Source organism: Terrabacter carboxydivorans, assembly GCF_039532035.1.
Taxonomy (GTDB): Bacteria; Actinomycetota; Actinomycetes; order Actinomycetales; family Dermatophilaceae; genus Terrabacter; species Terrabacter carboxydivorans.
This window is the reverse complement of record NZ_BAAARE010000017.1, coordinates 71,301-92,637: the sequence shown is the minus strand read 5'-3', so window position 1 is coordinate 92,637 and position 21,337 is coordinate 71,301. Positions and strand designations below refer to the sequence as shown.

Here is a 21,337-nt window from a genome sequence, read left to right as displayed (position 1 = left end):
GACCGACAGCATGACCCGTATCAATGTGACCGTCGACGGGGTGAGCTACTCCGACGAGGTCGAGCCCAGGACCCTTTTGGTCCAGTACCTCCGTGAAGGGCTGGGCAAGACCGGAACCGTCGTCGGGTGCGACACCAGCAACTGCGGTGCCTGCACCGTGCACCTCGACGGCACGAGCGTGAAGTCGTGCAACGTCCTCGCCGTCCAGGCAGACGGGCACGAGGTGACGACGATCGAGGGACTCGCCGAGAACGGCGAGCTCCACCCGGTCCAGCAGGCCTTCCACGAGTGCCACGCCCTCCAGTGCGGCTACTGCACGCCCGGCATGATCATGCAGGCCTGCGACGTGCTGAAGAACAACCCCGACCCCAGCGAGCAGGAGATCCGCGAGGGTCTCGAGGGCAACCTCTGCCGCTGCACCGGCTACCACAACATCGTCAAGGCCGTGCAGCAGGCGGCGAGCACGATGAGCTCGCAGGCGGTGTCGTCATGACGATCACCGAGGACCGGGCGGCCGACGCGGCCGACGCCCCAGCCGGCGAGATCGGCAAGGCGCGTCGCCGCAAGGAGGACCAGCGCCTCATCACCGGCCGCACCCGCTGGACCGACAACATCCAGCTGCCCGGCATGCTGCACCTCGCGATGGTGCGCAGCCCGTTCGCGCACGCGACGATCAGCTCGATCGACGCCAGCGAGGCGCGCTCGTCGACGGGCGTCATCGCCGTCTTCACCGGCGAGGACCTCAAGGACATCCAGGGTGTCAACATCACGGCGTGGCCGGTGTCGGCCGAGCAGAAGAGCCCCGACCACCTGCCCGTCGCCGTGACGCACGTGGCGCACGCCGGCGAGATCGTCGCCGTCGTCGCGGCCCGGTCGGCCGCCGCGGCGCGTGACGCCGCCGAGCTCGTCGACGTCGAGTACGACGAGCTGCCTGCGGTGCTCGACCTCAAGGAGGCCGCGAAGGACGAGGTGCTCGCGCACCCCGACCTCGGCACCAACACGAGCGCCGTGTGGCAGCTCGACTCCGCCGGCCAGGGCAGCGGCGGTGACGTTGAGGAGTCGATCGCCAAGGCCCGCGAGGGCGGCATCCTCATCGAGCGCGAGTACCGCCAGCAGCGGCTCATCCCCGCCTTCATGGAGCCGCGCTCGACCGTCGTCGACCCCACCGGCGAGCAGGTGACGATGTGGACCTCGACGCAGGTGCCGCACGTGCTGCGCTTCTGCATCGCCGCGACGACCGGCCTGCCCGAGTCGAAGATCCGGGTCATCGCCCCCGACGTGGGCGGCGGCTTCGGCGGCAAGCTGCAGACGACGCCCGAGGAGTTCGCGACGCTGGCGGTCGCGCGCAAGCTCGGCAAGCCGGTCAAGTACACCGAGACCCGCTCCGAGACGATGGTGAGCGGCCACCACGGCCGCGACCAGTGGCAGAAGCTGACGCTCGCCGCCGAGAAGGACGGCCGCGTCACCGGACTCAAGGTCGAGCTCATGGCCGACCTCGGGGCGTATGCCGCGCTCGTCGGCGGCGGTGTGCCCGTGCTCGGCGCGTGGATGTTCAACTCGATCTACAAGTTCGCGGCCTACCAGTTCAACGTGACGAACTACTACACCAACAAGACGTGGGTCGACGCCTACCGCGGCGCCGGCCGGCCCGAGGCGACCTACGCCATCGAGCGGCTCATGGACGAGCTCGCGGCCGAGGTCGGGGTCGACCCGCTCGAGATCCGCGAGAAGAACTGGATCACGCACGACGAGTTCCCGTTCACGACCGTCGCCGGCATGACCTACGACTCCGGCAACTACGAGGCCGCGACCGCGAAGGCCAAGGAGCTCTTCGGCTACGACGAGCTGCGGGCCGAGCAGAAGCGCCGCCGCGAGAGCAACGACCCCGTGCAGCTCGGCATCGGCGTCTCGACGTTCACCGAGATGTGCGGCCTCGCGCCGTCCCGCATCCTCGGCGCGCTCAACTACGGCGCCGGTGGCTGGGAGAGCGCCAGCATCCGCATGCTCGCGACCGGCACCGTCGAGGTCATCACCGGCGTCTCGCCGCACGGCCAGGGCCACGAGACGGCGTGGAGCCAGATCGTCGCCGACCGGCTCGGCGTCCCCTTCGAGAACGTCGAGGTGCTGCACGGCGACACCCAGGTCTCCCCGAAGGGCATGGACACCTACGGCTCCCGCTCGCTCGTCGTGGGCGCCGAGGCCGTCGTCCGGGCCGCCGACAAGGTCATCGAGAAGGCCAAGGTCGTCGCGGCCCACCTGCTCGAGGCGAGCGTCGACGACATCGAGTTCAAGGCGGGGACGTTCGGCGTCAAGGGCACCGACAAGGGCATCTCGATGCCCGAGGTCGCCATCGCGACGTGGACGGGCCACAACCTGCCCGACGGCGTCGAGCCCTCGATCGACGCCGACGCGACCTTCGACCCCGACAACTTCTCCTTCCCGCACGGCACCCACCTGTGCGCGATGGAGGTCGACACCGAGACCGGTGCGACCTCGATGCGCAAGTACGTCTGCGTCGACGACATCGGCACGATCATCAACCCGCTCATCGTCGAGGGCCAGGTCCACGGAGGCCTCGTGCAGGGCATCGCCCAGGCCCTCTGGGAGGGCGCCGAGTACGACGAGCAGGGCACCCTCGTGACCGGCTCGTTCGTCGACTACACCCTGCCGACGTCGGCCGACACGATCAGCTTCGTCACCGACCACACGACGTCGCCGTCGACCTACAACACCTTGGGCACCAAGGGAGTCGGTGAGGCGGGCGCCATCGCCTCGACGCCGGCGGTCGTCAACGCGATCGTCGACGCGGTGCGCCAGTTCGGCGTCAACGACATCCTCATGCCGTGCACGCCCGAGCGGGTGTGGAAGGCGATCGAGAAGGGCCGCTCGGTCCCCGGCGAGGGTGAGCGCGACGCAGCGCCGCACTTCGACGAGGGGGTCCCCAACCAGGATCCCGGCGCCGCGAGCGAAGGGAGCCAGGCATGATCCCCGCCCAGTTCGACTATCTCGCACCCGGTTCGGTCGAGGAGGCCGTGGCGGCGCTCGCCGAGCACGGCGACGAGGCCAAGGTGCTCGCCGGCGGCCAGTCGCTGCTGCCGATCCTGCGCATGCGGCTCAACGCTCCCGGGGTCGTCATCGACCTCGGGCGCATCCCCGAGCTGCAGGGCGTCACCGAGGACGGTGACCACCTCGTCATCGGGGCCATGACGACGTATGCCGCGCTGCTCGCCTCCGAGGCCGTGTCGATGCACGCGGCCCTGCTGTCCAAGGCGGTCGCCACCGTCGCGGACCCGCAGATCCGCCACCGCGGCACGGTGGGCGGCGCGCTCGTGCACGCCGACCCGGCCGGTGACGTCGGCGCACCGGCGCTCGCGCTCGGGGCCGAGCTCGTCATCGCGGGAGCCGGTGGCTCGACGCGCACGGTCGCCGCGGAGGACTTCTTCGAGGACCTCTTCACGACCGCCGTCGGGGAGGGCGAGCTGCTGACGCAGATCCGCATCCCGAAGCACACAGGGTGGGGCGCGCACTACGAGAAGTTCGTCCGCGTCAGCCACCAGTGGTCGATCGTCGGCGTCGCGGCCACCGTGCGCAGCGAGGGCGGCTCGATCGCCGAGGCCAGGGTCGGGCTGACCAACATGGGCTCGACGCCGCTGCGGGCACGCTCGGTCGAGGAGGCCCTCGTCGGGCAGCCCGCGACCGACGAGGCCGTCCGGGCGGCTGTCGCGTCCGTCGCCGAGGGCACCAACCCGCCCTCGGACCTCAACGGCGACGCCGACTACCGCAAGCACCTCGCCACGGTGCTGACGCGGCGCGCGGTCCTCGCCGCGGCAGGAGCGTGATGCCCGGATGGACCTGACGCACTCCTTCACCGTGCCGACCTCGGTCGACGACGCGTGGGGCCTCTTCATGGACCTCGAGCGCGTCGGCGGGTGCTTCCCCGGGGCGACCGTGACGGAGGTGACCGACGACGGCTTCTCCGGCACGGTCAAGGTCAAGCTCGGGCCGATCGCGCTCGTCTACTCCGGGTCGGGCTCGTTCGTCGAGCGCGACGACGCGACGCACCACGCCGTCATCGAGGCCAAGGGCAAGGACAAGCGTGGCAACGGCACCGCCGGCGCCACCGTGTCCATCACCCTGAGTCCCGACGGTGAGGGCGCCCGCGCCGACGTCGTCACCGACCTCGCCGTCACGGGCAAGCCGGCCCAGTTCGGCCGGGGCGTCATGCAGGACGTGTCCGACAAGCTGCTCCAGGCCTTCGTCGCCTGCATCGAGAAGCAGCTGACCGGGCCGTCGGCAGCGGCGGAGGCGCCGGCCGTTCCGGTGGCGGCCGCGGCTCCGGCGGGTGCAGCGGCCTCGGGGGGTGCGGCGGCTCCGGCCGGCGCGCCCGCCCCGGCCTCCTCGAACGGCTACGTCGAGACGGCCTCCGACGCGCTCGCAGCCGACACTGGTGCAGCTCGGACGGCGGCCTCGGCTCCGGCAGCACACGCAGCGCATCACGCGCACCCGCCGCGCGTGGTGCCGGCCGACGTCGAGGAGGACGCACCGCTCGACCTCGGCTCGGCCGTCATGCCGGTGCTCATCAAGCGGTATGCCGGCTACGCAGCGGCCGCCGCGATCGGCGTCGTCATCGGCTGGCTCCTCGGCCGCGGCAGCGGCAGCTGACCCAGCCCCACCCGCAGGCCCGGCCGCCGACGCGGCCGGGCCTGCGGCATACCTCGTCGGTGTCGCGTGTTGGACCGAGGAGACCCACGACCCCAACCCGAGGAGAGTCATGTCCCGCGTCACGCTCATCGGCGGCCACGGCAAGGTCGCCCTGCTCGCCGCCCCGCTGCTCGTCGCCGACGGCCACGAGGTCACCTCCGTCGTGCGCAACCCCGAGCACGTCGCCGACGTCGAGGCCACCGGCGCCACGGCGACCGTGCTCGACGTCGAGAACAGCTCGGCCGACCAGATCGCCGACCTCGTGCGCGGCAGCGACGTGCTCGTGTGGACAGCGGGCGCCGGCGGCGGCAGCCCTGAGCGCACCTATGCGGTCGACCGCGACGCGGCGATCCGTTCGATGGACGCGGCCGCGCAGGGCGGCGTCGGGCGCTACGTGATGGTGAGCTACTTCGGCGCAGGCCCTGACCACGGCGTGCCCGCGGACAACGGCTTCTACGCCTACGCCGAGGCGAAGGCCGCGGCGGACGAGCACCTGAAGACGACCGACCTCGCGTGGACGATCCTGCGCCCGAGCAGCCTGACGCTCGGCGCCGCGACCGGCCACATCGCGGCGGGCGCGGGCGTCGAGGCCGGCGAGGTGTCGCGCGACAACGTGGCCCACGTGATCCGCTCCGTCGTCGCGCACCCGGACACGACGGCGAAGCGCATCATCGCCTTCAACGACGGCTTCCAGCCCATCGACGACGTCGTCGCCGCCCCTCCCGCCTGACCCGCCTGACCCGACCACCTGACCACTGGAGTCAGGGGTGGATGACGTGCTCGGCGATGACGAGGTCCTGCCAGGCCATGCCGACGCTCTTGAAGACGTTGGGCCGGTCGGTCGCCCGCTCGACCCGCCCGAGCACGACGTCGCGCAGGGTGTGCACGTCGGCCCAGTCGAGCGCGCCCTGCGCGGCAGCGAGGATGACGTCGCCGGCCTCGCGGTGCGCCGTGCCGACGTCCTCGACGACGACGAGCGAGCGCCCGAGCAGCGCCGACCCGAGCTCGCGCCGGTGGGGCTCGTGCGAGCCGATGGCCACGACGCACGCCCCGTCGGCCACCCAGTCGTCGCCGAGCACCGGGGTCGCCGCCGACGTCGCGGTCACGACGACCTGCGCCTCGCGGACCGCCGCCTCGACCAGCCGGTCGTCGACCGTGAGGCCCCGCGCCGTGAGCCGGTGGGTGGAGGCGAGTCCCGAGATCCGCTGCGCCGTCGAGCGGGCGGCGTCGCCGCGCCGGCCGACGACCGTCACCGATGACGTATGCCGGATGGCGAGCAGCGCCTCCGCGTGACCGAGCGCCTGCGGCCCGCTCCCGAAGATGACTGCGGACTCGACGTCGGCGGGCGCCAGGGCGTCGATCGCGACGGCCGAGACGGCGGGGGTGCGCAGCGAGGTCACCGCCGTGCCGTCGACGAGCACCGACGGGCTCAGGGTGTCGGCGTCGAGCAGGACGCAGACCGCCTGGATGCGGTCGAGGCCGCGCGCCGGGTTGCGGGGCGCGACCGAGAGCACCTTGACTCCGGCCGCGCGCCGGTTGGCCGACGGCATGACCAGCAGCTGCCCGTCGCCGGCCGGCACGGCCTGACGGGGTGGGTCCGAGGCCGGGTCGAAGCCGTCGGCGAGCTCGCGCCGGATGAGCCGCCGCGCCCGGTCCGGTGACACGTTGCGGCGTACCTCTGCGGCGTCGACCCAGCGGGGCTGGTCCATCTCAGGCCTCCGCCGCGGCGGCCCGCGCACGCTCGACCCGCGCCGGTTCGGCTGCTGCTGCCCGGACCTTCGCCAGGTGCCCGCGCAGCTGCCTGGCCAGCGCCCACTGGGTGACCTCGTGCGTGAGCGGGCGCACCCAGGCGGGCGACACGGCATACGCCAGCGCCATCACGACGAGGGTCCCCTCGTCCTCGGCGTCGAAGCGCCAGGTGAGGGGTGCGGGGCGAACGTGCGGAGGCAGCCGGAGAGAGGGCTCGCCCGCGGTCGCGGTCAGCGCGCGGGCGACCGGTGGCGGGAGCGGCACGTGGACGTCGGCGCTGACCTGGGGCACCGCTCGACTCTAGGGGCGGCACGGGGCAGCCGCTCGACCGGACGCCGAGTCGATGGTGGCTCGGCGGCGACTCGGTGGCTACTCCGGGGCATGTGCGCGGTGGGTGGCTGTGGACGTACGCTCGTCCGGTCGTCCACCACCCCGGGCGGCAGCCGTCAACGACGACACGAAGTCAGGACACCATGGCGCTCAGCGTTTTCGACCTCTTCTCGATCGGCATCGGGCCGTCGAGCTCGCACACCGTCGGTCCGATGCGCGCCGCGGCGCTCTTCGCCGAGCGCCTGCGTGACGAGGGTGCGCTGGAGCGGGTCGCGCGCGTGCGGTCGCAGCTGTTCGGCTCGCTCGGCGCGACCGGTCACGGCCACGGCAGCGACAAGGCCGTCCTGCTCGGCCTCACGGGGGAGCGGCCCGAGCTCTGCGACCCGCGGGCGGTCGAGGGACGACTTGCGGAGATCCGCGGCACGAAGCGGCTGGCCCTGCTCGGCACGCACGAGATCGACTTCGTCGAGGACGAGGACCTCACCCTGCACCGGCGCAAGACGCTGCCGCTGCACCCCAACGGCATGACGTTCACGGCGCTCGACGCCGCCGGCGTCGTGGTGGCCGAGCACACCTACTACTCCGTCGGCGGCGGCTTCGTCGTCGGCGAGGATGCCGACGGCTCGACGAAGATCGTCGAGGACTCGACGCCGGTCGCTCACCCGTTCCGCACCGGCGACGAGCTGCTCGCGCACTGCAAGGAGACCGGCAAGTCCATCGCCCGGATCATGCTCGAGAACGAGCTGTCGTGGCGCACCGAGCAGGAGGTCCGCGACGGCCTCCTCGAAATCTGGCGCGTCATGAAGGAGTGCGTGCGCAACGGCATCGCCACGGAGGGTGTGCTGCCCGGTGGCCTGCGGGTGCGGCGCCGCGCGCCCGAGCTGGCGCGCCGGCTGCAGCTCGAGGGCACGAGCGACGACCCCCTGCGCGGCATGGACTGGATCACCCTCTACGCGCTCGCCGTCAACGAGGAGAACGCATCGGGCGGCCGCGTCGTCACCGCGCCGACCAACGGCGCGGCGGGGATCATCCCGGCGGTGCTGCACTACTACGCGAACTTCGTCAACGGCGCCGACCGCGACGGCATCGTCCGCTTCCTGCTGACGGCCGGCGCGATCGGCGTCATCTACAAGGAGACCGCCTCGATCTCCGGCGCCGAGGTCGGCTGCCAGGGCGAGGTCGGCTCGGCCTGCTCGATGGCCGCCGGCGCGATGGCCGCCGTCATGGGCGGCACGCCCGAGCAGGTCGAGAACGCCGCCGAGATCGGCATGGAGCACAACCTCGGCCTCACCTGCGACCCCGTCGGCGGCCTCGTGCAGATCCCCTGCATCGAGCGCAACGCCATCGCCTCGGTCAAGGCCATCACGGCCGCCCGCACCGCGCTGCGCGGCGACGGCTCGCACGTCGTCAGCCTCGACAAGGTGATCAAGACGATGCGCGAGACCGGCCGGGACATGAAGGTGAAGTACAAGGAGACCGCGCGCGGCGGGCTCGCCGTCAACGTCATCGAGTGCTGACCCACTCGGTCCGTCCCGACTGACCACTCGGCCCGGCCACTCGGCCCGACCACTCGGCCCGGAGAGCCCGCCGGGGGCGGCTCGTCGATGCGCGGTGAATGTGTCGTTTTGCGTGCAGGGACGTCCCAGACAGGGCCGGGTTTCCTGCGAGTTCGCTGGCAGTTGAGCCTTTTCCGTCTCTACCGACATCAGTCGGAGCACCTTGGATGGTGGCACCGATCGGTGCCACCCGCCGACCTCGGGGGCCTTGCGCCGGCTGGTCAACAAGGGGAAAAGGGGAGACACATGCGTTCACTGCGCAGCCGTGCCGTCATGGCCGGCGTCACCGCACTGGGCACCATCGGACTGACCATGGGAGCTGCCGTCTCGGCCGGCGCCGCACCCGCGAACGGAGGGACCGAGCACACCTCGTTCCCTGCCGCCGGTGCCGTCTTCGAGTGCGCAGCGCCCACGGGCGACATCACCGCTCTCACCGGCACGGTCAACGTCGTCGACCACTGGAACGTCGACGCGCAGGGCGTGTTCCACGAGACGGGGACCGTCAACACGAGCGGCGTCACGCTCCAGGGCTCGAACGGCGACTTCTACACGGTCTCGGGGGCGTCCTGGTTCGGCGGCAAGGTCGACGGGACGGGCACCCCGCTCGTCTTCACCGACACCGAGCACTGGGTGCTGCACGACGTCACCTCCGGCGGCATCGTCAAGGTGCAGATCGTCAGCCACTGGTCGCCCGGCTCGAGCTTCACCTGGGACAAGGGCACCTGCTCCGCTCCGGAGGGGTGAGCGGAAGGGTCGGCCCGGTCCCCGCCCCGCCCCTCGAAGGGGGCGGGGCGGTTCCGTGCCCCGGCCTCAGCGGTGGTGACTCTCGTGCTGGCTGACCGGATAGACCTGTCCCGCAACGTATCTCGCGTGCATGTCCAGCGTCCCGCCGTGCTCGTGCGCGACCTCTGAGAAGAAGCGGCCAGAGTCCCGTACCGTGCGCTCCTGGGTCTCGTAGTCCAGCGCGACGAGGCCGAAGCGCGGACCCTCGCCCTCGGCCCACTCCCAGTTGTCGACGAAGCACCAGTGGTAGTAGCGATCGACCGGAACGCCTTGTGCCCGAACCTCGCCCAGCACCGACAGGTGTTCCCACAGGTAGCGCGACCGGAAGGCGTCGGCAGCGTCAGAGGTGCCGTTCTCGGTGACCCAGACGGGGAGGCGGTAGGTCTCCCAGGCCCACCGGGCCATCACGCCGAGCCCTGCGGCATACACCTCCCAGCCGAGGTCGTTGACGGGGACGCCCGGTGGGGTGCCGTCGTCAAAGCGCGTCACAGGCGTGCGCGAGTAGTAGTTGAGGCCGAAGAAGTCCGCGTAGTGTCCGGCCCGGACTCCGGCCGGTCTGCGCAGCGGCGCGGCGAACTCGCCGGTGGTCATCGCCTGCACGATCGCGTCCTGGAAGAGGCGGCGCATCACCGCCGTGAGCGTGCGGTGCCAGGGGTTGTGCGGGTTGCCCGGCCGGAAGGGGCGCAGGTGGTGGGCGACCCCGACCATCGTGTCGGCGCCCGGTCGCAGGGAGTGGATGAGCGCATACGCCCGGATGTGGGCCGCAGCGAGCACCTCGAAGACGCGCAGGCCCTCGGGGAGGCTGCGGTGGCCGGGCGGGAAGTCGCCGAAGACGTGCGCGCCGGTGACGTAGACGTTGGGCTCGTTGATCGTCACCCACTCCGACACCAGGTCGCCGAGCCGCGTCACGACCTCCGCGACGAACCGCTCCCACACCCACAGGGCACCCGGCGCGAGCCAGCCGCCGTCTCGCTCGAACCACAGTGGGTGGCTGAAGTGGTGGAGCGTCACGAGCGGCCGGATCCCCCTCTCGTGCAACAGCTCCAGCTCCTCGCGGTAGCGCGCGAACGCTGTCTCGTCCCACGCACCCGGCCGCGGCTCGAGGCGCGCCCAGTCGACGCTCATCCGGTAGACCTGCACGCCGAGCGAGGCCATCAGCTCGGTGTCCTCGCGCCACCGGCGCCAGTGGTCGGTCGCCCGCCGGGGGGTCGAGCCGTCGGCGATGGTGCCGGGACGGTCGGCCCAGTCGCTCCAGCTGCTGTCGACATCACCGCCCTCGATCTGGGTGGCTGCCGTCGCGACGCCGAGCAGCATCCCGTCGAGACGGAAGCCGCGAGCCTGCGGACCGGAGGTCGCCATGCGCCTCAACGTACCGGGGGTCGATGCGACAGACTGGCGCTCGTGGGTCACGTCTCCGTCGCCGAGCACCGCGCCGCCGTCGAGCGGCTCCTCGGGGACGGCTCGACCGAGCAGGTCACCCTCGACCGGCACGCCGCGGGCCGCCGCCTCGCAGCCGACCTCGTGGCCGCCGACGACCTGCCACGCTTCGACAACTCGGCCATGGACGGGTATGCCGTGTGCCCCGGCTCGCCGGACCAGCGCAGCTATCCCGTGGTGGGCGACGTGCCGGCCGGCTCGGCCCCAGGCTTCACGCTCGCTCCCGGCGAGGCGGCCCGCGTCATGACCGGCGCCCGGGTGCCGGACGGCACGGTCGCAGTGGTGCCCGTCGAGCGCACCGACGCCAGCCCGACGGGTCCGGCGCCCGCGCACGTCACCGTGCAGGGCGACCTGGCGGCTGGTCAGCACGTGCGCCTGCGCGGGGAGGACGTGACGGCCGGCGCCGTCATCGGGACCGCCGGCTCGGCCGTGACACCGGCGCTCATCGCGCTGGGGCGCTCCGCAGGCTGCACGAGCGTCGAGGTCCACGCGCCCACCCGCGTCGCCGTCATCGCGACCGGCGCCGAGCTCGCACCACCGGACGCCGACCCCGGTGCGGGTGGCATCCACGAGTCCAACTCCGACATGGTCGCCGCCCTCGCCGAGGCCGCCGGCTGCGACGTGCGGCGCGTCGAGGTGTGCTCCGACGAGCCCGACGAGCTGCGCCGGCTGCTCGACGAGCTCGACGCGGACGCCCACGTCGACCTCGTCGTGACGACCGGGGGAGTGAGCGCCGGCGCCTACGAGGTCGTGCGCCAGGTCTGCTCGCCGCTGCCGACCTTCGACTTCGTGCACCTCGCCATGCAGCCCGGCGGACCGCAGGGGCTCGGCCGCTACGGCACCACCCCCGTCGTCTGCCTGCCGGGCACCCCGGTCGGGGCCTTCGTCGCGTTCCACGTGCTCGTCCGCCCTGCGCTCGACCGTCGCCACGGGGAGCCGGGAGGGCGACCGGGCCACGCGGCATACGTCGGCAGGACCCGGCGCACGCGCGCGGGACGCGTCCAGTTCGTCACGAGCGTGCTCCACGACGACGGCACCGTGAGCGCGCCCGACGCGCGCCACCTCACGGCGCTGGCCGCCGCGAACTGCCTCGTCGAGGTGCCCGAGGGCGTCGACCAGCTCATCGCCGGCGACGTCGTCACCGTCCACCCGGTGTGAACGGGGCACCCGCCGGGCGCCCCTAGGCTTGGGCCCGTGAGCGCGACCCTGGTGGCCAAGGACCTCGCCGGGGGCCACGCCCACCGGACCCTCTTCGAGCACCTCGACCTCACGGTCGCCCCCGGTGACGTCGTCGGGGTCGTCGGCGCCAACGGCGCAGGCAAGTCGACGCTGCTGCGGCTGCTCGCCGGCGCCGACCAGCCGCTCGACGGCACCGTGACGACGGCGCCCTCCGACGCGTTCGTCGGCTGGCTGCCGCAGGAGCACGAGCGCCTCCCCGGCGAGACCGTCGCCGACCACATCGGCCGGCGCACCGGTGCCACCGCCGCCACCCTCGCGATGGAGGAGGCTGCTGCCGCGCTCGGCGGCGACGACCCGAAGGCCGACGAGACGTATGCCGTCGCCCTCGACCACTGGCTCGTCAGCGGGGCGCCCGACCTCGACGACCGCATCCCGCCGATGCTCGCCGAGCTCGGCCTCGACGTGGGCGCCGACGCGCTCATGACCTCCCTCTCCGGCGGCCAGGCGGCACGGGCGGCGCTCGCCGCGCTGCTGCTCAGCCGCTTCGACATCGTGCTGCTCGACGAGCCGACCAACGACCTCGACCTCGCCGGGCTCGACCGGCTGGAGGCCTTCGTCCACGGCCAGCGGGGTGGCGTCGTGCTCGTCTCGCACGACCGCGAGTTCCTCGCCCGCTGCGTGACGCGCATCGTCGAGCTCGACCTCGCCCAGAACTCCGTCTCGGTCCACGACGGCGGCTACGAGTCCTACCTCGAGGAGCGCGAGGTCGCCCGCCGCCACGCGCGCGAGGCCTACGAGGCGTATGCCGGCACGAAGTCCGACCTCGAGGCGCGCGCCCGCACGCAGCGGGAGTGGTCGTCCAAGGGCGTGCGCAACGCGATGAAGAAGAGCCCCGACAACGACAAGATCCGCCGCTCGGCCCAGCAGGACTCGGCCGAGAAGCAGGCCCGCAAGGTGCGCCAGATGGAGTCGCGGATCGCGCGGCTCGACGAGGTGGCGGAGCCGCGCAAGGAGTGGGTGCTGCAGTTCTCGATCGCCGCCGCGCCGCGGTCGAGCTCGGTCGTCGCGACGCTCAACGAGGCGGTCGTGCGCCGCGGCGACTGGACGTTCGGGCCGGCGTCGCTGCAGGTCGAGGCGCGCCGCCGCATCGGCATCACCGGGCCCAACGGCGCCGGCAAGACGACGCTGCTGTCACTGCTGCTCGGGCGGGTCGAGCCGACCTCGGGCACCGCGTCTCTCGGTGCGAGCGTCGCGGTGGGGGAGATCGACCAGGCCCGCACCGGCCTGGACGAGGACCTGTCGCTCGGGGACGCCTTCGGCGAGGCGGTGCCCGACCTCGAGCCGGCCGACCGGCGCACGCTGCTCGCGAAGTTCGGGCTCAAGGCCGACCAGGTCGGCAGTGCCGTCGGACGCCTGTCGCCCGGAGAGCGCACCCGGGCCGCGATGGCGCTCCTGCAGGCCCGCGGGGTCAACCTGCTCGTCCTCGACGAGCCGACCAACCACCTCGACCTGCCCGCCATCGAGCAGCTCGAGGAGGCGCTCGACACCTACGACGGTGCGCTCCTGCTCGTCTCGCACGACCGGCGGCTGCTCGAGAACGTGCGCCTCGACGAGCGCTGGCACGTCGAGGACGGCCGGGTCACCCGCCTCTGAGGCATCGACCGACCTGCCGGCCCCACGCGGCGCACCAGCCGCCCACGCCCGGGCCACGCGCACACGTTCGGGCCATGAGCGCCTCCTCCCCGAGGTGCGCCTGATCCCGAGGTGAGCGGGTTGCTGGTGTCGATTTCGCGGGCGCTCGTTCGTCATCGAGGTGGGCGGCCGCCAGCCCGGCGACCGTGAACCACGGAGGTCATCATGAGCCACCCCATCGTCCACGCCGAGATCCGCTCCAGCGACCCCGACGCGACCCGCGCGTTCTTCCACGACCTGTTCGGCTGGACCTATCCCGACGAGGGGGCCTTCCCGGGCTACACCTTCGTCGAGACCGGGGTGCCGGGCGCGCTGTACACGGCGATCAGCCCGCTGCAGGGCGACACCGACCTCGTCACGTTCTTCGTGGGCATCGACGACATGGCCGAGTCCATCGCCAGTGCCACCCGGCTCGGCGGCCGCGTCGTCCAGGACCCGGTCACCGTGCCGGGCGTCTCGTTCGCCCTCATCGCCGACCCGCAGGGCCACGTCGTCGGTCTCGCCCAGCAGCTCTGAGAGAGCGAGGCGCACACGTCCGGGTCAGGGCCACACCGTGTCCGAGGTGCGTGTGGCCCAGAGGTGTGTGGCTCGCCCGGACGTGTGCGGCCGGGCGTCGCGCGGGGTCCGCGCGGGCGTGCTCAGCCGGGGGACTGGGTGGGGTCCGCGACCCACGGCCCCAGCGGCGGGTCCCAGCGGCGGACGACCCGGCGCAGGACGTAGCCGCCGAGCCAGTACGGGTCCTGGTCGAAGGTCTCCGTGACGGCCTCGACGGAGTCGGCGGAGTAGACGATGAGCGCGGCGTTGGCCGGCTCCTGGTCGGTCGGCTCGCCCTCGCTCACCTCATCCATGCCGTCCTGGTACATCCCCGCGACGAGCAGTCCGGACAGCCCGGCGAGGAAGTCCCGGTGCTCGGGCCGGATCGTCAGCATCTCGGTCACGTCGTCGGGATAGGTGTAGTGGATCGCGAAGATCGGCACGGGTCGGGCCTCCAGTCGGTCGGGCAGGGCGGACAAAGCAGGCGGTGTGGTCAGGTGGTCGTGATCCGGTGGGCCCCGGCATACACGTTGAGACGGCTGCCGCGGACGAAGCCGAGCAGGCTCATCCCGGCATCCTCGGCGCACTCGACAGCCAAGGAAGACGGTGCCGAAACCGCTGCGAGACAAGGGATCCCGGCCATGATCGCTTTTTGGGTCAGCTCGAACGACGCGCGCCCCGACACGACGAGCACGCACCCGACGCCCGGCACGCGTCCGCTCTGGAGCGCCCACCCGACGACCTTGTCGACGGCGTTGTGCCGGCCGACGTCCTCGCGCACGACGAGCAGCTCGCCGTCGGCGGTGAAGAGCCCGGCCGCGTGCAGGCCCCCGGTCTTGTCGAACGACTTCTGCTCGGTGCGCAGCGCGTCCGGCAGCTCGGCCAGCACCTTGGCGGCGAACTCCGTCGCGTCGGACCGCACGTCGAACGCCGACTGGGCCCGCAGCTGCTCGATGCTCGCCTTGCCGCAGACGCCGCACGAGGAGTTGGTGAAGAAGGCCCGCGTCGCCGAGGCGGCCGGCGCCGCGACACCGGGCGCCAGGGTCACGTCGATGACGTTGTAGGTGTTCTCGTCGAAGCCGCTCTCTCCCGAGACGACCGCGCCCTCGCAGTAGCGGGCCAGCGCGATGTCGTCGGCCGAGCGGATCAGCCCCTCCGACATGAGGAAGCCGTGCACCAGCTCGATGTCGTGCCCCGGCGTGCGCATGGTCACCGTGAGCGGCGTCCCGTTGACGCGCAGCTCGAGCGGCTCCTCGACCGTGAGCGTGTCGGGGCGGGTCGTCGACCCGGGCGTGGCGAGGTCGATCGTCGTGACCTTGCGCCGCACCGTCACCCGTCCCATGGACTCAGCCTGCCAGACGTCGTGCCAGACTCCGAGAGTGCCACCCGTCCCAGCCCCAGCGCCCGCGGTCGTCGTCGTGCTGACGGGGGGTGCGTCACGGCGCATGGGCTCGCACAAACCGGTGCTGGACGTGGGTGGCCGACCGCTCGTCGCGCGGGTGCTCGACGCCGCCGGGGACCGCCCCGCGCTCGTCGTGGGGCCGGGGCAGGGCGTGCCCGCCGGGGTGCGCGTCGTCATGGAGCCCGTGCCCGGAGGTGGTCCCGTCGCCGGGCTCGCCGCCGCCGTCGAGGCGCTGACCGCGGACCCCGGGGCACCGATCCCGTATGCCGTCACCGTCCTCGCCGCCGACCTGCCGTTCGTCACCTCCGAGCATCTCGAGCGGCTGCTCGCCGCCCTGGACGAGCCCGACGGTGCCGACCTCGCCGTCACCGTCGACGCCGACGGACGCACCAACTGGCTCTGCGCGACCTGGCGCCTCCCGGTCCTGCGCCGACGGCTCGAGGAGCTCGGCGATGCCTACGGCAGGAGCATGCGGGAGCTCGCACACGGCATACGCACGCAGTCTGTCGACGACCCCGGCGAGGTGGCGCTCGACGTCGACACCCCGAGCGACCTGGCCCGGGCGCGAGCCCGCGCCGACGGCAGTCCGACAGCCCGCTGAGAGCACGTCCCCACGACTCTGGGAGATCACCCAAGTCACGCCCTGCGGCGAATCGCCCTGCGACCAAGCGCTTCTCATGAGTTGGGACGCAGTTGGCAAAGACTTGGCATCCGACGTTGACCGCGTTCACAGGCAACTGCCAACGTCGCGCTCGTTCCGGCCCGATCTCAAGTCGTGGGATGGCGGAACTCCCTCCAAGCGGCGTGCGCCGCATCTCGACAAGGAGCAACAGTGAATCGACTGAAGTCTGGGCTGGCGACCGGAGGGCTGCTCGCCCTCGCCCTCGCCATCTCGCCGGCGATCCCGGCGGGCGCAGCGGCCGGAGCAGGGCGCGACAAGGCGCCGGCCCCCGAGTCGCAGAGCCTCAAGGCGACCGAGCAGTCCCGAGCAGCATCGTCCGCGAGCGCCCTCGGCCTCGCCTCCGGCGAGAAGCTCACCGTGAAGTCCGTCATCGCGGACTCGAACGGCGCCACCCACGTCCGTTACGAGCGCACCCTCGACGGCCTCCGCGTCATCGGCGGTGACTTCGTCAGCCACAAGGACGCCTCGGGCGCGGTCAAGAGCGTCACGTGGAACGTCCGCAAGGACGTGACGCCGTCGTCGATGACGCCGTCGATCTCCAAGAGCCAGGCGCACCAGGCCGGTCTCGCCGACTCCAAGGCCAACAAGGAGTCCGCCACCCCCGGTGAGCTCGTCGTCTTCCAGTCGGCCACCGGCCCCAAGCTCGCCTACGAGGTCATCACCGAGGGCATCAAGGCCGACCAGACGCCGACGAAGCTGCACACGATCGTCGACGCCCACACCGGCAAGACGCTGACCAGCTGGGACGACGTCAAGGAGGGCACCGGCAACGGCATCTTCGTCGGCTCCGTCACGCTCGCCACGACTGCCGGCACGTCCTACACGATGAAGGACACGCACGGGAACTACACGACCGACCTCAACCAGGCGACCTCCGGCACGGGCACGACGTTCACCGACGCCGACGACGTCTGGGGCAACGGCCTGCAGAGCAACCGCCAGTCGGCGGCCGTCGACGCGCACTACGGCGCCGGCAAGACCTACGACTACTACAACACCCAGCTCGGCCGCGCCGGCATCTGGAACAACGGCACCGGCGCCCGCAGCCGCGTCCACTACGGGCAGAACTACGTCAACGCCTTCTGGGACGGCACGCAGATGACGTACGGCGACGGCGCCAACAACGCCGCCCCGCTCGTCGAGCTCGACGTCGCCGGCCACGAGATGAGCCACGGCGTCACCGAGAACACCGCGGGCCTCGCCTACTCCGGCGACGCGGGCGGCCTCAACGAGTCGACGTCCGACATCTTCGGCACCGCCGTCGAGTGGTACGCCAACAACCCCTCCGACACGCCGGACTACCTCATCGGCGAGGAGATCAACCTCAACGGCAACGGCACCCCGCTGCGCTACATGGACAAGCCGAGCAAGGACGGCGCCTCGAAGGACTGCTGGAGCAGCTCCCTCGGCGGCCTCGACCCGCACTACTCCTCGGGCCCGCTGAACCACTGGTACTACCTGGCCTCCGAGGGCTCGGGCGCCAAGACGATCAACGGCGTCAGCTACAACAGCCCGACGTGTGACGCCTCGACCGTGACCGGCATCGGCCACACCAAGGTCGAGAAGATCTGGTACCGCACGCTGTCGACCTACCTCACCTCGAGCAGCAACTACGCCGCTGCGCGCACCGGCGTCATCAAGGCCGCCAAGGACCTCTACGGCGCCGGCTCGGCCGAGTGCGCCGCGGTCGACAAGGCCATGGGCGCCATCGCGGCCCCGGCCAGCACCGAGACCTGCGGCACCAGCGGCGGTGGCGGCGGCACGGGTGCTGCCCTGACCAACGGTGGCTTCGAGTCCGGCCAGACCGGCTGGACCGGCACCTCCGGCCCGATCACCAACAACACGGGTCGCCCGGCTCGCACCGGCTCGTGGAAGCTGTGGCTCGGCGGCAACGGCACCTCGGGCTCGGAGAGTGAGTCGCAGACCTTCGCCGTCCCGTCCACGGCCACCTCGCCGACGCTGACGTACTACATCCGCATCGACACGGCCGAGACGACGACGACCAGCGCCTACGACACGGCCACCGTCCAGATCAACGGCGTCACCAAGGCCAGCTTCTCCAACCTGTCCACGCCGAAGGCGTCCTACGTCCAGAAGACGATCGACCTCACCGCCTACAAGGGCACGAACGTCACGCTGAAGTTCGCCGACACCGAGGACTCCTCGCTGCAGACGAGCTTCGTCATCGACGACGTCTCGACGAACTTCTGAGCCAAGAACACCGGGCTGCGTGAGCAGCCCTGGACGTCACGCACCACCAGAGGCCGGTATGCCGCGGGGTCAAGCCCGCGGCATACCGGCCTCGTGCGCGTGGTGGACGAGCGCGCCTGCCCAGGCCCCGGCCTCAGCCGCCGTGGTCGTGACCCGGCGCTCAGCCGGCCTGGGGACCGGTGGGCGTGGCAGGGGCAGCGGGAGTCGTACAGCGCGTGGTCGCCGGGACCGTCAGCGTGACGTCGCCGACGAGACCCGCGACGAGCCCGGAGATCTCGCCCAGCGACGGGTCGCTGAGGTCGATGGGACGGGCGTGGTCGTCGGTCACCGAGATGGTGATCGGGTCGGTCACTGGATCCGGCGCAACGGTGGCGAGGTCCCCGGGCGGCACGTCGGTGCTTGGCAGGTCGGTGGCGGGGGCGTCGAGGCGGAGCGTGGCCAGGAGCGAGACGAGCTGGCGCTGCTGCTGCGCGGGGAGCGTGCACACGCGCCCGTGCACCGAGCGCGTCTCGACGTGCATGCGGCCGTCGAGGTCGAGCACGATCCGGTCGTCGAAGCCGGCGATGCCGCCGGTGCGACGCAGGACGAGCGGGAACGACGGCCCGTAGGAGGGCGCCAGCGCGTCGCTGCCACCACTGCCGCCGCTTGCCGCGCTGCCGACACGCGCCAGTGCCGACGTCGAGGACGGGGCGGCGGACGAGATGGCCCCGGTCGTGCCGGAGGAGCCTGCGCCGGCGTCGGCGGACGTGGCCGATCCGCAGCCCCCGACGAAGACTGCTGCGATGGCCAACCCCACGCACAGGCCTGCGCGCCCCATGGGAACCATGGTGCGCCTTCCGGACGGCTGATGCACGTGTGACGCGGTGGACTGCGGGTGACGCTCGGGTGACGGTTTCAAGTGGCGGGCCTCAAGGTGCACGGGAATGCTCGGAGTCAGAGGTGTCCTCGGTCGTTGCCGGGGACATCCGACCGCAGGGGGCGCCGGCGCCGATGGACCCACATCGACGGTTCGGTGGCCTGCGGTCCTTAGGGATACGAAAGGGACGATCGAGTGATACCCAACTCCACACCGCACCGAACTCCAGGGGCCCGCAGAGCGCGACGGTCCGTGGTGGCCCTCGGTGCGCTCGCAGCAGTCACCGCCGGGATGGCCCTGGCCGGCCCCTCGGCGCAGGCGGCCGACCCGACCGCCGCCAGCGGCGCCAGCGGCTCCAGCGGCTCCAGCGGCTCGAGCGCGGGCACCGACCCGGCGAGCCGAGAGCGGGCCTTCGCGGCCGCCGCCGCCGAGTACGGCGTGCCGCGCACGGTCCTCGAGGCCGTGTCGTACGCCCAGACGCGCTGGGACTTCAACCCCGGGCACAGCACTTCGGGGGGCTACGGCCCGATGCACCTCGTCGACGCGCACCTCGGCTCGGCGGCGGAGGGCAGGGGCCTGGGTCAGGCGCCCACCGCCGCACCGTCACCCGCCGCCGACACGCTCGGCCGGGCGGCCACGCTGACCGGCCTGTCCGAGGACGCGCTGCGCACCGACGAGCTCGCCAACATCCGCGGCGGAGCGGCGCTGCTCGCCGCCACCCAGAAGCGCCTCGGGCTGCCGACCGGGCAGGCGAGCGACGCCGGCGCCTGGTTCGCGGCGGTCGCCGACGCATCCGGCTCGGGCGAGGAGGACGTCGCGAACGCCTTCGCCGACGACGCATACTCCGTCATCGCCTCGGGCGCCTCGCGCCGCACGGTCGACGGCAAGCAGGTCTCGCTCGTCCCGTCGCGCGTCACACCGCAGACGGCCCAGGTGAAGCGGCTCGGCCTGCTCAAGAAGCAGAGCAACGGCCCGGTCGACTGCCCGCCCGGGCTCGACTGCGCGTGGGTCCCGGTGCCCTACGAGAGCCTGGGCTCCGACCCCGGCGACTACGGCAACCACGACATCGCGAGCCGCCCGGCCGCGCCGAAGATCACCAACATCGTCATCCACAACACGGAGGCGACCTACGACACGACGCTCAAGCTCGTGACCGACCCGACCTACCTCGCGTGGAACTACACGCTACGCAGCTCCGACGGGCAGATCGCCCAGCACCTCCAGCCCCAGGACGTCGGCTGGCACGCGGGCAACTGGTACGTCAACAGCCACTCGATCGGCCTCGAGCACGAGGGCTTCGCGGCGACGGGCGCCCAATGGTTCAGCGAGCCGATGTACCGCTCGTCGGCTCGCCTCGTGCGCTACCTCGCCACGAAGTACGACATCCCGCTCGACATGCAGCACATCTTCGGCCACGACCAGGTGCCCGGCGTGACGCCGGGCAACGTCGCCGGCATGCACTGGGACCCGGGCCCCTACTGGAACTGGGAGCACTACTTCCAGCTGCTCGGCGCGCCGCTGCAGGCGCACCAGTCCGGTGCCGCCAAGGACCTCGTGCGCATCCTGCCCGGCTTCGAGGACAACCGTCAGCCGGTGACGTTCTGCGACGGCAAGGCCGCCGACAGCTGCGGCTCGCAGCCGACGAACTTCGTCTACCTGCGCACCGCCCCGTCGGCGGAGGCCCCGCTGGTCAACGACATCGGTCGGAAGTCCAGTGGCGCGCCATCGACGACGTCGGTCTCCGACATCGGCGCTCGCGCGCAGGCCGGTTTGACCTTCGCCGTGGCCGAGCGCCGTGGTGACTGGACGGCCATCTGGTTCAACGGCGTCAAGGGCTGGTTCCCCAACCCGGTCGCTGACCCGACGGCCGTCCCGGTCAAGGGCTCCTACGTCGTGCCGAAGGCCGGACTCGCGTCGGCGCCGGTCTACGGACGCGCCTACCCCGAGGCATCCGCCTACCCCGCCGGCATCCCCGGGCAGGCCGTCGTCCCGCTGCAGTACACCTTCGCCGCGGGCCAGCGGTATGCCGTGGGCGACCTCACGGTGCCGACGGACTACTACCGCGCGACGACCTTCTCGGCCGACACCCCGAACGACCACGTCGACGTCGTCGGGCAGGACCGCTACTACCAGATCTCGCTCGGCCACCGCTTCGCGTACGTGCGCGCCGCGGACGTCGACGTCGTCCCGGCCCAGTAGCGACCCCCGCCCGTTCCCTTCAACCG

The 21,337-nt window shown here is 72.1% G+C and carries 19 protein-coding genes; 13 read left to right on the top strand and 6 right to left on the bottom strand.

Annotation, left to right across the window (positions count from 1 at the left end; translation table 11 throughout):
- Positions 1 to 10: 10 nt before the first annotated feature.
- The 5 genes from ABD297_RS17830 (at position 11) to ABD297_RS17810 (ending at position 5,431) form a co-directional block, all read left to right on the top strand.
- Positions 11 to 493 (top strand): (2Fe-2S)-binding protein, encoded by a 483-nt coding sequence (locus tag ABD297_RS17830; RefSeq protein ID WP_344256410.1) that lies wholly within the window; start codon positions 11 to 13, stop codon positions 491 to 493.
- Positions 490 to 2,985, top strand: a complete 2,496-nt coding sequence (locus tag ABD297_RS17825) for a xanthine dehydrogenase family protein molybdopterin-binding subunit (RefSeq protein WP_344256409.1) — start codon at positions 490 to 492, stop codon at positions 2,983 to 2,985. The genes ABD297_RS17830 and ABD297_RS17825 overlap by 4 nt, the downstream gene beginning before the upstream one ends.
- A complete protein-coding gene (locus ABD297_RS17820) occupies positions 2,982 to 3,839 on the top strand; it encodes an FAD binding domain-containing protein (protein WP_344256408.1) in 858 nt (285 codons plus the stop codon). The genes ABD297_RS17825 and ABD297_RS17820 overlap by 4 nt, the downstream gene beginning before the upstream one ends.
- 7 nt (positions 3,840 to 3,846) lie before the next feature.
- Complete coding sequence (locus ABD297_RS17815; RefSeq protein WP_344256407.1) at positions 3,847 to 4,662, top strand: SRPBCC family protein; 816 nt, start codon at positions 3,847 to 3,849, stop codon at positions 4,660 to 4,662.
- 109 nt (positions 4,663 to 4,771) lie between these two features.
- Positions 4,772 to 5,431, top strand: a complete 660-nt coding sequence (locus tag ABD297_RS17810; protein ID WP_344256406.1) for an SDR family oxidoreductase — start codon at positions 4,772 to 4,774, stop codon at positions 5,429 to 5,431.
- A gap of 31 nt (positions 5,432 to 5,462) precedes the next feature.
- On the opposite strand, the gene ABD297_RS17805 is transcribed toward ABD297_RS17810, so the two are convergent.
- Positions 5,463 to 6,410: an ornithine cyclodeaminase family protein gene (locus ABD297_RS17805; RefSeq protein ID WP_344256405.1), complete on the bottom strand. Its 948-nt coding sequence runs from the start codon at positions 6,408 to 6,410 to the stop codon at positions 5,463 to 5,465.
- A gap of 1 nt (position 6,411) precedes the next feature.
- Positions 6,412 to 6,741: a hypothetical protein gene (locus tag ABD297_RS17800; RefSeq protein WP_344256404.1), complete on the bottom strand. Its 330-nt coding sequence runs from the start codon at positions 6,739 to 6,741 to the stop codon at positions 6,412 to 6,414.
- Positions 6,742 to 6,923: 182 nt separating this feature from the next.
- Between ABD297_RS17800 and ABD297_RS17795 the strand changes: the two genes are divergently transcribed.
- Both ABD297_RS17795 and ABD297_RS17790 read left to right on the top strand, forming a co-directional pair.
- Entirely contained in the window at positions 6,924 to 8,297 is a 1,374-nt protein-coding gene (locus tag ABD297_RS17795) for an L-serine ammonia-lyase (RefSeq protein ID WP_344256403.1), read from the top strand.
- A 285-nt stretch (positions 8,298 to 8,582) separates the two neighbouring features.
- Complete coding sequence (locus ABD297_RS17790; protein WP_344256402.1) at positions 8,583 to 9,080, top strand: hypothetical protein; 498 nt, start codon at positions 8,583 to 8,585, stop codon at positions 9,078 to 9,080.
- Positions 9,081 to 9,146: 66 nt separating this feature from the next.
- Here ABD297_RS17790 and ABD297_RS17785 read toward each other — a convergent pair whose 3' ends face one another.
- Complete coding sequence (locus ABD297_RS17785) at positions 9,147 to 10,478, bottom strand: glycoside hydrolase family 1 protein (protein WP_344256401.1); 1,332 nt, start codon at positions 10,476 to 10,478, stop codon at positions 9,147 to 9,149.
- Between the two features lie 42 nt (positions 10,479 to 10,520).
- Here ABD297_RS17785 and ABD297_RS17780 point away from each other — a divergent pair, with 42 nt between their 5' ends.
- From ABD297_RS17780 to ABD297_RS17770, 3 genes are all read left to right on the top strand, one after another.
- Entirely contained in the window at positions 10,521 to 11,714 is a 1,194-nt protein-coding gene (locus ABD297_RS17780; protein WP_344256400.1) for a molybdopterin molybdotransferase MoeA, read from the top strand.
- Positions 11,715 to 11,750: 36 nt separating this feature from the next.
- Positions 11,751 to 13,388 carry an ABC-F family ATP-binding cassette domain-containing protein gene (locus ABD297_RS17775; protein ID WP_344256399.1) on the top strand — a complete coding sequence of 546 codons (1,638 nt, stop codon included), beginning with the start codon at positions 11,751 to 11,753 and terminating at the stop codon, positions 13,386 to 13,388.
- Positions 13,389 to 13,592: 204 nt separating this feature from the next.
- Complete coding sequence (locus ABD297_RS17770) at positions 13,593 to 13,943, top strand: VOC family protein (protein ID WP_344256398.1); 351 nt, start codon at positions 13,593 to 13,595, stop codon at positions 13,941 to 13,943.
- A 122-nt stretch (positions 13,944 to 14,065) separates the two neighbouring features.
- On the opposite strand, the gene ABD297_RS17765 is transcribed toward ABD297_RS17770, so the two are convergent.
- Entirely contained in the window at positions 14,066 to 14,404 is a 339-nt protein-coding gene (locus ABD297_RS17765) for a YciI family protein (RefSeq protein WP_344256397.1), read from the bottom strand.
- Between the two features lie 50 nt (positions 14,405 to 14,454).
- Entirely contained in the window at positions 14,455 to 15,303 is an 849-nt protein-coding gene (fdhD, locus tag ABD297_RS17760) for a formate dehydrogenase accessory sulfurtransferase FdhD (RefSeq protein WP_344256396.1), read from the bottom strand.
- 37 nt (positions 15,304 to 15,340) lie between these two features.
- Here fdhD and mobA point away from each other — a divergent pair, with 37 nt between their 5' ends.
- A complete protein-coding gene (mobA, locus tag ABD297_RS17755; protein ID WP_344256395.1) occupies positions 15,341 to 15,964 on the top strand; it encodes a molybdenum cofactor guanylyltransferase in 624 nt (207 codons plus the stop codon).
- 231 nt (positions 15,965 to 16,195) lie between these two features.
- Positions 16,196 to 18,256, top strand: a complete 2,061-nt coding sequence (locus ABD297_RS17750) for a M4 family metallopeptidase (RefSeq protein ID WP_344256394.1) — start codon at positions 16,196 to 16,198, stop codon at positions 18,254 to 18,256.
- Between the two features lie 160 nt (positions 18,257 to 18,416).
- Here the strand turns inward: ABD297_RS17750 and ABD297_RS17745 are convergent, their stop codons facing one another.
- Entirely contained in the window at positions 18,417 to 19,073 is a 657-nt protein-coding gene (locus ABD297_RS17745; RefSeq protein ID WP_344256393.1) for a hypothetical protein, read from the bottom strand.
- Between the two features lie 294 nt (positions 19,074 to 19,367).
- Between ABD297_RS17745 and ABD297_RS17740 the strand changes: the two genes are divergently transcribed.
- Positions 19,368 to 21,311, top strand: coding sequence for an N-acetylmuramoyl-L-alanine amidase (locus tag ABD297_RS17740; RefSeq protein ID WP_344256392.1), 1,944 nt, complete (start codon positions 19,368 to 19,370; stop codon positions 21,309 to 21,311).
- The last annotated feature ends 26 nt before the right edge of the window (positions 21,312 to 21,337 follow it).

What these genes read in the sequence shown, in the direction of transcription:
- fdhD (WP_344256396.1), bottom strand. Translation starts at nt 15,303, where the DNA reads ATGGGACGGGTGACGGTGCGGCGCAAGGTCACGACGATCGACCTCGCC.
- ABD297_RS17790 (WP_344256402.1), top strand. Translation starts at nt 8,583, where the DNA reads ATGCGTTCACTGCGCAGCCGTGCCGTCATGGCCGGCGTCACCGCACTG.
- ABD297_RS17815 (WP_344256407.1), top strand. Translation starts at nt 3,847, where the DNA reads ATGGACCTGACGCACTCCTTCACCGTGCCGACCTCGGTCGACGACGCG.
- ABD297_RS17810 (WP_344256406.1), top strand. Translation starts at nt 4,772, where the DNA reads ATGTCCCGCGTCACGCTCATCGGCGGCCACGGCAAGGTCGCCCTGCTC.
- ABD297_RS17830 (WP_344256410.1), top strand. Translation starts at nt 11, where the DNA reads ATGACCCGTATCAATGTGACCGTCGACGGGGTGAGCTACTCCGACGAG.
- ABD297_RS17825 (WP_344256409.1), top strand. Translation starts at nt 490, where the DNA reads ATGACGATCACCGAGGACCGGGCGGCCGACGCGGCCGACGCCCCAGCC.
- ABD297_RS17745 (WP_344256393.1), bottom strand. Translation starts at nt 19,073, where the DNA reads ATGGGGCGCGCAGGCCTGTGCGTGGGGTTGGCCATCGCAGCAGTCTTC.
- ABD297_RS17820 (WP_344256408.1), top strand. Translation starts at nt 2,982, where the DNA reads ATGATCCCCGCCCAGTTCGACTATCTCGCACCCGGTTCGGTCGAGGAG.
- ABD297_RS17805 (WP_344256405.1), bottom strand. Translation starts at nt 6,410, where the DNA reads ATGGACCAGCCCCGCTGGGTCGACGCCGCAGAGGTACGCCGCAACGTG.
- ABD297_RS17785 (WP_344256401.1), bottom strand. Translation starts at nt 10,478, where the DNA reads ATGGCGACCTCCGGTCCGCAGGCTCGCGGCTTCCGTCTCGACGGGATG.
- ABD297_RS17795 (WP_344256403.1), top strand. Translation starts at nt 6,924, where the DNA reads ATGGCGCTCAGCGTTTTCGACCTCTTCTCGATCGGCATCGGGCCGTCG.
- ABD297_RS17770 (WP_344256398.1), top strand. Translation starts at nt 13,593, where the DNA reads ATGAGCCACCCCATCGTCCACGCCGAGATCCGCTCCAGCGACCCCGAC.